This is a genomic window from Streptomyces sp. NPDC002886 (assembly GCF_042888445.1).
Taxonomy (GTDB): Bacteria; Actinomycetota; Actinomycetes; order Streptomycetales; family Streptomycetaceae; genus Streptomyces.
Genome location: NZ_JBIAPV010000002.1, coordinates 788,784 through 802,568 on the forward strand (window position 1 = coordinate 788,784; position 13,785 = coordinate 802,568).

10 protein-coding genes and 1 pseudogene are annotated in these 13,785 nt (G+C 73.4%); 6 read left to right on the plus strand and 5 right to left on the minus strand.

Annotated features, from left to right (window positions below; genetic code table 11):
• Positions 1-28: 28 nt before the first annotated feature.
• Positions 29-1,144: an RNA polymerase sigma factor gene (locus ACFYYB_RS09780; protein WP_389434346.1), complete on the minus strand. Its 1,116-nt coding sequence runs from the start codon at positions 1,142-1,144 to the stop codon at positions 29-31.
• A 175-nt stretch (positions 1,145-1,319) separates the two neighbouring features.
• On the opposite strand from ACFYYB_RS09780, the gene ACFYYB_RS09785 reads away from it, so the two are divergent.
• Positions 1,320-1,976, plus strand: coding sequence for a hypothetical protein (locus ACFYYB_RS09785; RefSeq protein ID WP_389434347.1), 657 nt, complete (start codon positions 1,320-1,322; stop codon positions 1,974-1,976).
• Positions 1,897-2,871 (plus strand): nucleotidyl transferase AbiEii/AbiGii toxin family protein, encoded by a 975-nt coding sequence (locus ACFYYB_RS09790; protein ID WP_389434349.1) that lies wholly within the window; start codon positions 1,897-1,899, stop codon positions 2,869-2,871. The genes ACFYYB_RS09785 and ACFYYB_RS09790 overlap by 80 nt, the downstream gene beginning before the upstream one ends.
• On the opposite strand, the gene ACFYYB_RS09795 is transcribed toward ACFYYB_RS09790, so the two are convergent.
• From ACFYYB_RS09795 to ACFYYB_RS09810, 4 genes are all read right to left on the minus strand, one after another.
• Positions 2,868-4,985, minus strand: coding sequence for a molybdopterin oxidoreductase family protein (locus ACFYYB_RS09795; RefSeq protein ID WP_389434351.1), 2,118 nt, complete (start codon positions 4,983-4,985; stop codon positions 2,868-2,870). The genes ACFYYB_RS09790 and ACFYYB_RS09795 overlap by 4 nt on opposite strands.
• A gap of 199 nt (positions 4,986-5,184) precedes the next feature.
• Positions 5,185-6,006 (minus strand): glucose 1-dehydrogenase, encoded by an 822-nt coding sequence (locus ACFYYB_RS09800; protein ID WP_389434353.1) that lies wholly within the window; start codon positions 6,004-6,006, stop codon positions 5,185-5,187.
• Between the two features lie 15 nt (positions 6,007-6,021).
• Positions 6,022-6,756, minus strand: a complete 735-nt coding sequence (locus ACFYYB_RS09805) for a vancomycin high temperature exclusion protein (protein WP_389434980.1) — start codon at positions 6,754-6,756, stop codon at positions 6,022-6,024.
• Positions 6,757-6,856: 100 nt separating this feature from the next.
• On the minus strand, positions 6,857-7,885 hold the full coding sequence (locus tag ACFYYB_RS09810) for a hypothetical protein (RefSeq protein ID WP_389434355.1): 1,029 nt from the start codon (positions 7,883-7,885) through the stop codon (positions 6,857-6,859).
• Positions 7,886-8,078: 193 nt separating this feature from the next.
• Between ACFYYB_RS09810 and ACFYYB_RS09815 the strand changes: the two are divergent.
• The 4 genes and pseudogenes from ACFYYB_RS09815 (at position 8,079) to dnaG (ending at position 13,747) form a co-directional block, all read left to right on the plus strand.
• Positions 8,079-8,998: pseudogene (locus tag ACFYYB_RS09815) on the plus strand (sirohydrochlorin chelatase).
• A gap of 77 nt (positions 8,999-9,075) precedes the next feature.
• Entirely contained in the window at positions 9,076-10,419 is a 1,344-nt protein-coding gene (locus ACFYYB_RS09820) for a deoxyguanosinetriphosphate triphosphohydrolase (protein ID WP_389434356.1), read from the plus strand.
• A gap of 93 nt (positions 10,420-10,512) precedes the next feature.
• The gene (locus ACFYYB_RS09825; RefSeq protein WP_389434357.1) at positions 10,513-11,787 is read left to right on the plus strand and encodes an NAD(P)/FAD-dependent oxidoreductase; all 1,275 of its coding nucleotides are present in this window, start codon (positions 10,513-10,515) and stop codon (positions 11,785-11,787) included.
• Between the two features lie 34 nt (positions 11,788-11,821).
• The gene (gene dnaG, locus ACFYYB_RS09830) at positions 11,822-13,747 is read left to right on the plus strand and encodes a DNA primase (RefSeq protein WP_389434358.1); all 1,926 of its coding nucleotides are present in this window, start codon (positions 11,822-11,824) and stop codon (positions 13,745-13,747) included.
• The last annotated feature ends 38 nt before the right edge of the window (positions 13,748-13,785 follow it).

Here is a 13,785-nt window from a genome sequence, read left to right on the forward strand (position 1 = left end):
CCTTTTCCGTACCCGCCCGCGTGCGCGCTCAGTCCAGATATCCGCGCAGCTGGTCCGCGAAGGCGTGGTCGCGGAGCTTGTTGAGGGTCTTGGACTCGATCTGCCGGATCCGCTCCCGGGTCACCCCGAAGATCCGCCCGATCTCCTCCAGGGTGCGCGGCCGCCCGTCGGCGAGTCCGTAGCGGAGCTGGACGACTTTGCGCTCCCGCTCGCCGAGGGTCGAGAGCACCGCTTCCAGGTGCTCGCGGAGCAGGAAGAACGCGGCCGATTCGACCGGTGAGGCGGCGTCCCCGTCCTCGATGAGGTCGCCGAGCGCGACATCGTCCTCCTCGCCCACGGGTGCGTGCAGCGAGACCGGCTCCTGTGCGAGGCGCAGGACCTCCAGCACCCGCTCGGGGGTCAGCTCGAGGTGGACGGCGACCTCCTCGGCGGTGGGTTCGTACCCCCGCTCCTGGAGCATGCGGCGCTGGACGCGCACGACGCGGTTGATCAGTTCGACGACGTGGACGGGGACGCGGATGGTCCGGGCCTGGTCGGCCAGCGCCCGGGACATGGCCTGGCGGATCCACCAGGTGGCGTAGGTGGAGAACTTGTAGCCGCGGGCGTAGTCGAACTTCTCGACGGCGCGGATCAGTCCGAGGTTCCCCTCCTGGACCAGGTCGAGCATGGTGAGTCCGCGGCCGACGTAGCGCTTGGCGACGGAGACGACGAGCCTCAGGTTCGACTCGATGAGGCGGCGTTTGGCCATGCGGCCCATGACGACGAGCTTGTCCAGGTCGAGCGTGAGCTGCAGGTCGAGGGTGGCTCCGCTGCCGAGCTTCTCCTCCGCGAACAGTCCCGCTTCCACGCGCCGCGCGAGCTCGACCTCCTCGACGGCGCTGAGCAGCGGGATCCTGCCTATCTCGCGCAGGTACTGCCGGAACAGGTCGGCGGACGGTCCCGCTCCGCCGGAGCCTTCCGCCGGGCGCTTGCGCGGCGGGGGCACCTTCTCCATGAGTTCCGGGACCCCCAACTCCTCGGCCTCTTCGGCCTCTTCGGCCTCCTCCTCGTGCACGGCGTCGGCCTCGGCCTCGGGCTCGGGCTCTTCGGCCGCGGGCACTTCGGCGGGCGGGCTGACGGTGACGGTCAGGCTCTGGGTCTGCACGGGGGCGACCTCCACAGGGCTCCGAGGACGGGTGCACCGCACCTCAGTGTGGGGTACGACACATCTCTGCCACGAGGGGCGTGCGACCACTTTCTGGGTCCGGCGCGTGACCCATGGTTACCCCCGGACCAGAACCCCGATGCGGATCGGACGCATGTCCGAGATGATCGCTGCCATGCCCGAGTACGAATCCCACATCACCGTCCGCTGCCCGCACCCCGCGGAACTGGCACGACTCGAATCATGGTCGGCGGAAAGGGAGTTGAAGGTGACCCACATCGTGCTGGCCCGGGGCCGGATGACCTCGCAGCCGATGCTGACGCTGCCCGACCGGGACGGGCACGAGGTCTTGGTGCCCCGGCTGCGCGCGGCCGGCTTCGACCCGGTCCGGGTCAAGGTGGAGACGGTCCCGTGGACCACGGAGCCCCCGGGGCCGGGCGGCGGGTACTTCGAGCATCACGTGAAACTGCGGCTCCCGGCCGACTGGGACCGGGCCGCTCTGGAGGCCTTGGTGGTCCCGCACGCGGCGCACGTGTCCTGGAACGCCCGCCGGGTCCTGCCGGGGGCCCGGCAGGAACGTTTCGTGACCCAGCGGTGCCGGGGCACGGCGACGGGGGCGGGGGCTGCTTGCGACGCGCTGGTCGCCGCGTTGGCCGGGGCCGGGTATGAAATCCGCTCGGAGGAGCGGGAGTTCGTGCTGTACGACAGCGACCTGTCGGTGGACGACGGGTGGATCGAGGAGGGGACGTCCGATGACGTGGGAGAAGTTCGGATGGCAGTCCGAGGAGCTGCCCAAGGGGCCGCTGGACGAGGAGACGCGCAGGGAGCGTGACCTGCCCAGGACGCTGCGGGCGGTGGCCGGGGACGACGTCCGCCAGCGGTCGGTCTTCGACCCGTCGCTGAAGCAGTTCCAGAACGCGTACCGGGCCGGAGACCCGGTCTTCGACGCCCCGGAGCGCACCGCCGCCTGGCGGACGGCACGGCGGGCCGCGCTGGACGCCGTACTCCTGGCGGTGTCGGAGTCCCGGTGGGGGGACTCGCTGGTGCTGCGCGGGAGCGTGCTGCTCGCCGACTGGTTCGGGGACGCGGCGCGGGAACCGGGAGACCTGGACTTCGTGGTCGTACCGCGGAGCTGGAACATCGACGACGGCCGGACGGCGCGGATGCTGGAGGAGATCGCCGCGGGTGCGGCCGGCCGGGCCGGGATCAAGGACTCGGGCGCGGTCTGCGAGGGCATCTGGACGTACGAACGGGTGCCGGGGATGCGGATGATGCTGCCCTGGCAGGTACCGGGGCTGCCGGCCGGCCAGGTCCAGCTCGACTTCGTGTTCAACGAGCGACTGCCCGAGGAGCCCGAGCCGGTCGAACTCGGCTGCGGCGCCGTGGTCCTGGCCGCGTCACCCGCCCTGTCCCTGGCATGGAAGCTGCTGTGGCTGGTGAGCGACTCCTACCCGCAGGGGAAGGACCTCTACGACGCGGTCCTGCTGGCCGAGGCGTTCGCCTTGCCGTACGAGCTGCTGGACCAGGTGTTCCGGCTGGCGCCCGAACAGCCGCTGCCCAACCCGGGGGTGACCCTGGGGGACATCGTCGCGTACGGGAACGTCGGCGGCGAGTGGGATCACTTCACGGCCGAGTACCCGCAGCTCTCCGGTTCGGAGGAGGAGTACGCCCGGCGGCTGGCCGCGGCGGTGGCGCCGACCTTCGCCGGGGCTCCGGAGAACCGCTAGGCCGGCTCGACGCGGACCGCGCAGACCTTGAACTCCGGCATCCGGGACACCGGGTCGAGCGCCGGGTTGGTCAGGGTGTTCGCGCGGCCCTCGCCCGGCCAGTGGAAGGGCATGAAGACGGTGTCCGCCCGGATGGTGTCCGTGATCCGGGCCGGGGCGACCGCGCGGCCGCGGCGGGAGGTGACCGCGAGGGGGGCTCCGTCGACCGCGCCGATGCGGGCCGCGAGGCGGGGGTGGAGTTCCACGAAGGGGCCGGGGGCGGCTTCGTTGAGCTCGTCCACCCGGCGGGTCTGCGCGCCCGACTGGTACTGGGCGACGACCCGGCCGGTGGTGAGGACGAGCGGGTACTCCGCGTCCGGCATCTCGGCGGCGTCGCGGTGGGAGACGGGCACGAAGCGGGCCCGGCCGTCCTCGGTGGCGAAGCGGTCCAGGAAGAGGCGCGGGGTGCCGGGGTGGGGTTCCGGTGCGGCGGCGGGGCCGGTCTCTGCCGTCCGTGAGGGGGCGGGGCACGGCCAGAAGACGCCCTGCTCCGCCTCGATGCGGGCGTAGGTGATGCCCGAGTAGTCCGCCGGGCCGCCCGCCGAGGCGCGGCGCAGCTCCTCGAAGACCTCCTCGGCGTCGGTCGGGAAGGCCTTCGGCATGCCGAGGCGGGTGGCCAGCCCGTGCAGGACCTCCAGGTCGGAGCGGACCCCGGGCGGCGGGGTCAGGGCCCGGCGGCGGAGCAGGACGCGGCCCTCCAGGTTGGTGGTGGTGCCGGTCTCCTCCGCCCACTGGGTGACCGGGAGGACCACGTCGGCCAGGGCCGCCGTCTCGGACAGGACCACGTCGGCCACGGCCAGGAAGTCCAGGGAGCGGATGCGCTCCTCGACGTGGGCGGCGCGGGGGGCCGAGACCACAGGGTTGGAGCCCATCAGGAGGAGGGCCTTGACGTCGGAGCCGAGCGCGTCGAGGAGTTCGTACGCGCTGCGGCCCGGTCCGGGGAGGGTGTCGGGGTCGATGCCCCAGACCCCGGCGACGTGGGCGCGGGCCGCCGGGTCGGTCAGCTTGCGGTAGCCGGGGAGCTGGTCGGCCTTCTGGCCGTGCTCGCGGCCGCCCTGGCCGTTGCCCTGGCCGGTGAGGCACCCGTAGCCGGAGAGCGGGCGGCCGGCCCGGCCGGTGGCGAGGCAGAGGTTGATCCAGGCTCCGACCGTGTCGGTGCCCTTGGACTGCTGCTCGGGGCCGCGTGCGGTGAGCACCATCGCGGAGTCCGGGGCGCAGAACATCGCCACCGCTTCGCGGAGCTTGGGGACGGGCACGCCGGTGATCCGCTCCACCAGCTCCGGCCAGTGCGCCATCGCGCCGGCCCGGGCCTCCTCCCAGCCCGTGGTGCGCCCGGCGATGAACTCCTCGTCGGTGTGCCCGCCCGCCACCACCAGGTGCAGCAGGCCGAGCGCCAGCGCCAGGTCCGTGCCGGGGCGCGGGGCCAGGTGCAGGTCGGCCTGTTCGGCGGTGCGCGTGCGGCGCGGGTCCACCACGATCAGCGTGCCGCCGTTCTCGCGGAGTTCCCGGAAGAAGCGGAGTGCGGGCGGCATGGTGTCGGCGGGGTTGGAGCCGACGAGGATGACGCAGCCGGTCCGGGGGATGTCCTCCAGCGGGAAGGGCAGCCCCCGGTCGAGCCCGAAGGCCCGCTGGTGCGCGGCGGCGGCCGAGGACATGCAGAACCGGCCGTTGTAGTCGATCTGCGAGGTCCCCAGGGCGATGCGGGCGAACTTCCCGAGGGCGTACGCCTTCTCGTTGGTCAGCCCGCCGCCGCCGAACACCCCGACCGCGTCGGCCCCGTGCGACCGCCGCGTGCGGGCGAGGCCCTCGGCGACGGCGTCCAGGGCCTCCTCCCAGGTGGCCGGCTCCAGCCGCCCTGCGTGGGTGCGGACGAGAGGCTCGGTGAGGCGCACCCGGGAGGAGAGCACGGCGGGGGCGGTGCGGCCCTTGCCGCACAGCGCGCCCCGGTTCACGGGGAAGTCGGTCCGCTCCTCCACCGTCACGCCCGCGCCGCCGGGCTCGGGGCGCAGGTTCATGCCGCACTGCAGCGCGCAGTACGGGCAGTGCGTGGCGGTGACGGAATCCGAGGTGTGCATGGAGCCCAGCGTGCGACGGAGGTGTTACGCGGACCGCCGCCCCGCGTTACAAGCCGGGATGCTCCGCCTCAGCGCCGCCCGCCGGCCCCGGTGAGGCCCTGCGCGGCGGGGGGGCGGTCGAGGATCTCCACGTACACGATCCGCGGCGGGCACCCCCCATGCCCTCCGGGCCGCCGGGGCCGGGTTCACCGCCGCCGGGTCACTGGCCCGTCAGGTACTTCACCGTGAGGCCCGCCGTCCAGCCGCCGTCGACCGCGAGTTCGGCGCCGGTCATGTAGCCCGCGGCGTCCGAGAGGAGGAAGGCGACGGCGGCGGCGATCTCTTCGGGGAGGCCGACGCGGCCGAGGGGGGCGCCGGGGTAGTTGCCCTCGCCCGCCTGGATGCCGACCGGGGCCGTCATCGGGGTGAGCGTCATGCCGGGGTGGACGGAGTTGACGCGGATCCGGGACTCCGCGAGCTCGACCGCGCCGATCTTCGACAGTCCGCGCACGCCCCACTTGGAGGCTCCGTAGCCGGCGGTCAGGGCGAGGCCGGTGAGGCCGGCGGCGGAGGAGATGTTGACGATGGAGCCGCCGCCGTTCTCCCGCATCAGCGGGATCGCGGCCTTGATGCCGATGAAGACGCCGACCAGGTTGATCTCGACGACCTTGCGGAAGTGCTCGACGCTCTCGTGCTCCAGGAACTGGCCGGTGGCGATGCCCGCGTTGTTGACCAGTCCGTCGATCCGGCCGAATTCGGCGACCGCGAAGGCGAGGGCCGCGTCCCAGTCGGATTCGCTGGTCACGTCGTGGCGCAGGAAGCGCGCCGCGTCGCCGAGCTTGGCCGCCGTTTCGGCGCCCTCGGTCTCCAGGACGTCGGTGATCAGCACCTTGCCGCCGCCGTCCACGACGGCCTGTGCCGCCGCCGCGCCGAGGCCGCGGGCCCCACCGGTGACGACGACGACCTTGCCGCTCAGATCCACAACAGCCACGGTTCCACACCCCTGACGCACGAGACAGATCGGTATATGACTAATCGGCATACGCCGATCGCGGCGTCAGTCTGCCAGAGAGGCCAGCGCCCGCGACACCCCCTCCTCCTTCGGACCCAGGAAGCGCGGCTCCGGCTCGAAGACCGCGTCCAGTGCCGCCTTGCCCGCCGCGAAGACCTCCCGGGCCCCGCCGTAGTACCAGGTCGCGTCGTGCACGTCGGACACCCCGACCCCGTACGAGTCCACGCCCGCCGCCCGGCACAGCGCGACGGCCCGGCGGATGTGGAAGCCCTGGCTGATCAGCACCGCCCGGTGCACGCCGAAGACCTCCCGGGCCCGGACGCAGGAGTCCCACGAGTCGAAACCGGCGTAGTCGCTGACGACACGGGCGTCGGGCACCCCGTGGCCCGTCAGGTAGGCGCGCATCGCGTCGGGCTCGTCGTAGTCGGTACGGCTGTTGTCGCCGGTGACCAGGACGACCTTGACCTTCCCCGCGCGGTAGAGCTCGACGGCGGCGTCGAGGCGGCGCGCGAGGTACGGGGTGGGCCGTCCCTTCCAGAGCCCGGCGCCGAACACCACGGCCACCTCGGCGGCGGGCGCGTCGGCGGTGGTCCGCAGCCGGGGCCCGGCGGACGCGTGCGTCCACGCCGAGGGCAGCAGCGCCAGCACGCAGCCCGCCATCACCACCCGCACGGCCCGCCGCCGGGCGCGCACGGTCCGGGGCACGGTGATCCGTACGGCCCTCAGCCGCTCCCACGCCGCCCCCGGCAGACCTCGTAGTGCTGCGCGCCTCAATGCGATCCCCTTGCTGGTGGTGCCGGTGGTCCTGCTGTTGCCGGTCCTGTCGTCTACGGACGCGGGTACGGTCCCGGCGGTTGCCCGGTGGCCCCTGCCCCGGGCCTCACGACAGGGACCGCACCACGGCGTACGCCGCTCCCCGGCCCAGCGCCGGCAGCAGGAAGGAGACCCACGCCACCGCGCCCCCCACCGGGTGCGGGTGCCCGTACAGGGCGGGCAGGTGCAGGGCGAAGGCGAGCAGCAGCGAGCCGGTCCAGCAGAGCTGGGCCCGTCCGGACCACGGGAGGGCCCTCAGCCCGTCCGTGTCCGTCATCGCCGTGCCGCCCAGCCCGGCCACCAGCAGGAACAGTGTGAGGAACGCGGCCAGGAGGCTCGCCTTGCGCGCCTCGTCCGCCTGCGGGAACGCGTCCCAGGAGGCCGGCCCGGTCACGGACCGCAGGTCCTTGCGCTCGTCGACCCGCCCCTCCAGGGCGGGCTCCGAGGGCGCCCACAGCAGCTGTACGCGGTCTCCCGCCTTGGGCTCCCGGTAGGTGTAGGCCGATGCCCGCACCCGCTGCGCCCCCGCTCCGGCTCGGGCTCCGGCTCCCGCTCCCGCTCCCGCTCCCGGAACGGTCAGTTCCAGCCGGGCTGTCCACCCCAGGACCCGGCCCTCGCTCGTGTGCGCGTGCACTCCCGTCGGCTCGCCCGCGACCACGGCGGTCGCCACCTCCGCGCCGGCCCGCCGCAGTTCGGGCTCCGCCTCACGGTGGTGCTGCTGGAACAGCGCGACGAGCAGCGCCGCGGACATCAGGGCGGTGAGCAGCCAGACCGCCGCCTCCCGTGTGCGCACCCAGAGATCCCCGGAGCCGGGTCCGGCCGTTCCGGGCCGGAGCCGGGGCTTCCGGCCCGTCTCTCTCTCTCTCTCCCCCCCCCACGCGTCCAGCGCCCGCGCCCGGGCCTCCCGCGCGTCCAGGGCCGTCACCAGGGCCGTCCGCACGACGGCGGCGCCGGCCGCCACCCCGCCCCAGAGGGCGACCCGGCCGAGCAGGTCGCCCGTCCCCCAGGCACCGAGCGACAGCACGCAGCAGACGGCGGCCGCGCCGCCGGACAGCCACGCGCATCCGCGGACCGCCCACAGGAAGAACCCACTCATGTGTCCCCCACGCATCCCCGCACCCCACACGTCCCGGCGCCCGCGCACATCCCGGCGCCCATGCCCCCGTGCCACGCGCACAGCGAAGCACGCCGCGACCCCACCCCCGCCGTCCACCCCCCTGTGAGCAGGTCGCAAACACCCGTCACGCCCGCGCAACGCACCGGCAACCTGCCGCGCGCAGGATCGGTTCATGACGGAGCCGGCGCATCCTTCCGAGTCCCTGCCCCAGCCCCTCTCCCTCCCCCCACACCAGCCCCCGCCGTTCCTCCCCCCGCTTCCGCCCGCGACCACGGCGGAGCTGCTGACCCGGATCACCGCCCAGCTCGGTACGCAGCTCAGCGGTCTGCGTCCCCGACACCACGCAGGAGTCCTCCCATGCAGCAGCCCGCCCTCGTCGCCGTGGCCCACGGCAGCCGCGATCCGCGCGCCCTCCACACCGTCGAAGCCCTGCTCGAACGGGTTCGTGAGCTCCGGCCCCGCCTCGACGTCCGGCTCGGTCACATCGAGCTGAACCACCCCCTGCTGGACCACACCCTCGACCGGACCTCCGGCGACGCCGTCCTGGTGCCGCTGCTGCTCGGCCGCGGCACCCACGTCAAGCGGGACCTGCCGGCCGCCGCCGCCCGCGCCGGGCATCTGCGGACCCGGGTCGCCGCCCCGCTGGGCCCGCATCCGCTGCTCGTCGAGGCCCTGTACGAGCGGCTCGTGGAGGCCGGCTGGAGCGCCGGGTCGGCGGTGGTGCTGGCCGCCGCCGGGTCCCGCGACCCCGACTCCGCCGCCGATGTGCGGGCCGGCGCCGACCTGCTCTCGGAACGGCTCGGCGGGGTGCCCGTGGTGGCCGCCTACGCCTCGGGCACCGCGCCCTCGGTGCCCGCCGCCGTACGGGCCCTGGCCGCGCGGGGTCTCCACCGGGTCGCGGTCGCCTCCTATTTCACCGCCCCGGGCCGCTTCGCCGCCGCGAGCGCCGCCGCCGCCCCGGGCCCGGCCGCCGCCCCGCTGGGCGACCATCCGGCGCTGGCCCGGCTGGTGCTCCAGCGCTACGACGAGGCCGCCGCCGCGCTCGCGGCGCCCGTAGGCCGGGAGCAGCCGCTCGAACTGGCCACCGTGTAGCGACCGGGTTGGGCGGCAATCGATCGGATTGCTCCTCTTGACTCGTCTTGTCGGCCCGGGCGGTTACCGTTTGGGCCATGGAAGGCATGGAAGGCACCACCGCACCTGTCCGACCCGCCCTCGACCTGCCCGGCGAGCCGTACGATCCCGCCGATACCGAGCGCTGGGCCGCCGAGCCCGACAAACGGCCCGGGCGGACCGCCTTCCAGCGCGACCGCGCCCGCGTGCTGCACTCCGCGGCCCTGCGCCGGCTCGCCGGGAAGACGCAGGTGGTGACCCCGGGGACGCGTTCGTACGACTGGGACGCCAGTCCTCGTACGCGGCTGACGCACTCCCTCGAATGCGCCCAGGTCGGGCGCGAGCTCGGCGCGGCCCTCGGCTGCGATCCCGATCTGGTCGAAGCCGCCTGCCTGTCGCACGACATGGGGCACCCGCCCTTCGGCCACAACGGCGAGGAGGCGCTCAACGAGTTCGCCAAGGACTGCGGCGGTTTCGAGGGCAACGCCCAGTCGCTGCGCCTGCTGACCCGGCTGGAGCCCAAGCGGTTCGTCCCCGATCCGGTGAGCGGCGAGCTGGTCAGCGTCGGCCTCAATCTCACCCGGGCCTGCCTGGACGCCGCCACCAAGTACCCCTGGGCGCGCGGGGACCACCCCACCGACCCGGGCTCGGTGAAGTTCGGCGCCTACGAGGACGACCTGCCGGTCTTCGAGTGGCTGCGCCGCGGTGCGCCCGCGGACCGCAAGTGCTTCGAGGCGCAGGTCATGGACTGGTCCGACGACGTGGCGTACTCCGTCCACGATTTCGAAGACGGCCTGCACGCCGGCCACCTCGACCCGAACATGCTCTTCGCCGAACCCGAGCGCGCCGAGATCTGGCGGGTGGCCATCGGCCGGTACGTGCCCGCCGACACCGCACCGGAGGAACTCCGCGAGGCGCTGGACCGGTTGATGGAGCAGGACTGGTGGCCGCACGGGTACGACGGCTCGGCGGTGGCCCAGGCCCGGCTGAAGGACGCGACCAGCCAGCTGATCGGCCGGTTCTGCCTGGCCGCCGAGGGCGCCACCCGACAGGCCTACGGGACCGGCCGGCTGACCCGGTACGCGGCGGAGCTGGTGGTGCCGCGCGAGGCACGCAACGAGTGCGCGGTACTGAAGGCGGTCGCCGACCTGTACGTCATACAGCGCGACGAGCAGGAGCGGATCCGAGCCGATCAGCGGATCGTCCTGGCCGAGCTGGCGGAGGCCGTCAGCGCCCGCGCGCCCGAGGGTCTGGACCCGCAGTTCCGCGCGATCTTCGACGCTGCCCCGGACGACCGGACCAGGAAGCGGGCGGTCGTGGACCAGATCGCGGCCCTCACGGACGCCTCCGCCCGCTCCCTGCACGCCCGCCTCACGCAGCGCGCGCGACGCGCCGAACGGTGAGCCGATCGGGCCACTCCCCCTTCACGCGGCAGGCTCGTTGCGGGACGCTCGCATGTGGTCGCATGTGGCGCAGAGGTTATGAGGAGGCATCAGGTGGTCGACGCACACCGGACGTTCGTCATCGTCGGCGCAGGGCTCGCCGGGGCTAAGGCGGCCGAAACGCTGAGGTCCGAGGGGTTCACGGGGCGGGTGATCCTGATCGGCGACGAGCGCGAGCATCCCTACGAGCGGCCGCCGCTCTCCAAGGGGTACCTGGCGGGCAAGGAGGAGCGCGAGAGCGTCTTCGTGCACGAGGCGTCCTGGTACGCGGCCTCCGACATCGAGCTGCACCTCGGCCAGCCCGCGGTCCAGCTCGACCGGGAGGCCAAGAAGGTGGTGCTCGGTGACGGCACGGCGCTGCCCTACGACAAACTGCTGCTCGCCACCGGCGCCGAACCGCGCCGGCTCGACATCCCGGGCACCGAGCTGGTCGGGGTGCACCACCTGCGCCGGCTCTCGCACGCGGAGCGGCTGCGCAAGGCCCTGGCGGGGCTGGGCCGCGACAACGGGCACCTGCTGATCGCGGGCGCCGGCTGGATCGGTCTGGAGGTCGCGGCGGCGGCCCGCGGGTACGGGGCCGAGGTCACCGTGATCGAACCGGCACCGACCCCGCTGCACGCGGTGCTCGGTCCGGAGGTCGGCCGGCTCTTCGCCGACCTGCACACCGAGCACGGGGTCCGCTTCCACTTCGGCTCCCACCTGACGGAGATCGTCGGGCACGACGGCATGGTGCTGGCGGCCCGTACGGACGACGGGGAGGAGCACCCGGCGCACGCGGTCCTCGCGGCGATCGGGGCCGCCCCGCGGACCGCGCTGGCGGAGACCTCGGGCCTGGCCCTGGTGGACCGGGAGCACGGGGGCGGGATCGCGGTGGACGCCTCGCTGCGCACCTCCGACCCGGACGTCTACGCGGTCGGGGACGTGGCGGCCGCCCACCACCCGGTGCTGGGGGCCCGGCTGCGGGTGGAGCACTGGGCGAACGCACTGAACGGCGGGCCGGCCGCCGCGCGGGCGATGCTGGGGCAGGAGGTCTCGTACGACCGGGTTCCGTACTTCTTCTCCGACCAGTACGACGTGGGTCTGGAGTACTCGGGGTACGCCCCGGCGGGTGGCTACGACCAGGTGCTGATCCGCGGGGACGCGGGCAAGCGGGAGTTCATCGCCTTCTGGCTCTCGGACGGCCGGGTGCTGGCCGGAATGAACGTGAACGTGTGGGACGTCACCGAGGACATCCAGGCCCTGATCAGGTCGAAGGCGCCGGTGGACCGCGAGAAACTGGCGGATCCCTCGATTCCGCTTTCGGCCCTGGTGCGGGCGGAAGGGGCCTGACGGGATTGTCTCCGCCCGGCCGTAGACTGGCGCGGTGGCAGGACGGATCAACGACGACGACGTGAAGGCGGTACGGGACGCGGTCCCGATCGACGCCGTGGTCTCGGAGTACCTCCAGCTGCGCAACGCCGGCGGCGGCAACCTCAAGGGCCTCTGCCCCTTCCACGACGAGAAGTCCCCGTCCTTCCAGGTCAGCCCGAGCAAGGGCTTCTACCACTGCTTCGGCTGCCAGGCGGGCGGGGACACCCTCGACTTCGTCATGAAGATCGACCACCTCTCCTTCTCGGAGGCGGTGGAACGGCTCGCCGGCCTGGCCGGCATCACCCTGCGGTACGAAGAGGGCGGCTACACCGCCGGCAGCAGCGGGCGCGGCGAGCGGATCCGGCTGGTCGAGGCGAACAAGGCCGCGGCCGAGTTCTACACGGACCAGCTCGGCAGCGCCGAGGCGGAGATCGGCCGCAAGTTCCTGGCCGAGCGCGGCTTCGACCAGGCCGCCGCCCAGCACTTCAGCGTCGGCTACAGCCCGGCCGGCTGGGACCACCTGACCCGCTTCCTGCGCGGCAAGGGCTTCAGCGACAAGGAACTGATCACCTCGGGCCTGTCTCAGGACAGCCGCAGCGGAAAGCCCATCGACCGCTTCCGCGGCCGGCTGATGTGGCCCATCCGCGACATCAGCGGCGAGGTCGTCGGCTTCGGCGCGCGCAAACTGCGCGACGACGACAACGGCCCCAAGTACCTGAACACCCCCGAGACGGCGATCTACAAGAAGTCCCAGGTGCTGTACGGCATCGACCTGGCCAAGAAGGAGATCGCCAAGACCTCCCGGGCCGTCGTGGTCGAGGGCTACACCGACGTCATGGCCTGCCACATGGCCGGGGTCACCACCGCGATCGCCACCTGTGGCACCGCCTTCGGCGGCGACCACATCAAGATCCTGCGCCGGCTGCTCATGGACAACGCGACCGCCGAGGTGATCTTCACCTTCGACGGGGACGCGGCCGGGCAGAAGGCCGCGCTGCGCGCCTTCGAGGACGACCAGAAGTTCGCCGCGGAGACCTCCATCACCATCGCCCCGGGCGGCATGGACCCCTGTGACCTGCGCCTGGCCAAGGGCGACGCGGCCGTGGCGGGGCTGGTCGAGGCACGCACCCCGCTGTTCGAGTTCGCCCTGAAGCACATCGTGGCCCGGCACAACCTGGAGAACCCGGCGGGGCGGGCGGCCGCGCTGGAGGAAGCCGCCCCGATCATCAAGAAGATCAAGAACGTCGCGATCCAGCACGAGTCGGCGGTCCAGCTGGCGGGCATGCTCGGCATGCGCGACGAGCAGTTCGTGGTCAAGCGGATCGCCCAGCTCGACCGCTGGGCCCGGGAGCGCGGCAACCAGCCCCAGCAGCAGCGCCGGGGGCAGTCCTCCGGCGGCTCGGGTCACTCCGGCCACTCGTACGAGGACATCCCGGCGCCCTCCGCGAGCCCCACGGGTCCCGCGCTGAACCTGCGCAGCCCCGCGCACATCACCGAGCGCGAGCTGCTCAAGCTGGCGCTCCAGCGCCCGGCACTGGTCTCCCCCGCCTTCGACGCGTACGGGATGGACGAGTTCACCGCCCCGCCCTACGCGGCCGTCCGCCAGGCCATCCTGGACGCCGGCGGCGCTTCGCTCGGCACCGAGGACTACGTGACCCGGGTCCGGGACGCCGCGCCGAACGACACCGTCCGCGCGCTGGTCACCGAGCTCGTCGTGGAGGCGATCCGCGCGAAGACCGTGGACGAGGTCTACGCCGGGGTCCAGCTGGTCCAGGTCAGGCTCCGCGCGGTGGACCGCCGGGTGCGCGAGATCCAGGGCACGATGGCCCGCCTCGGTCACCAGGGGTCGCCCGAGCAGCTGGCGGCCGTCCAGGAGGAGCTGTGGGTCCTCCAGCAGTACGAGCAGCGCCTGCGCAACCGCGGCGCGGAAGGCCTGTGACCCGCCGTCCGGCCTGCCCGGCCTAGCCGAGCCTGCCC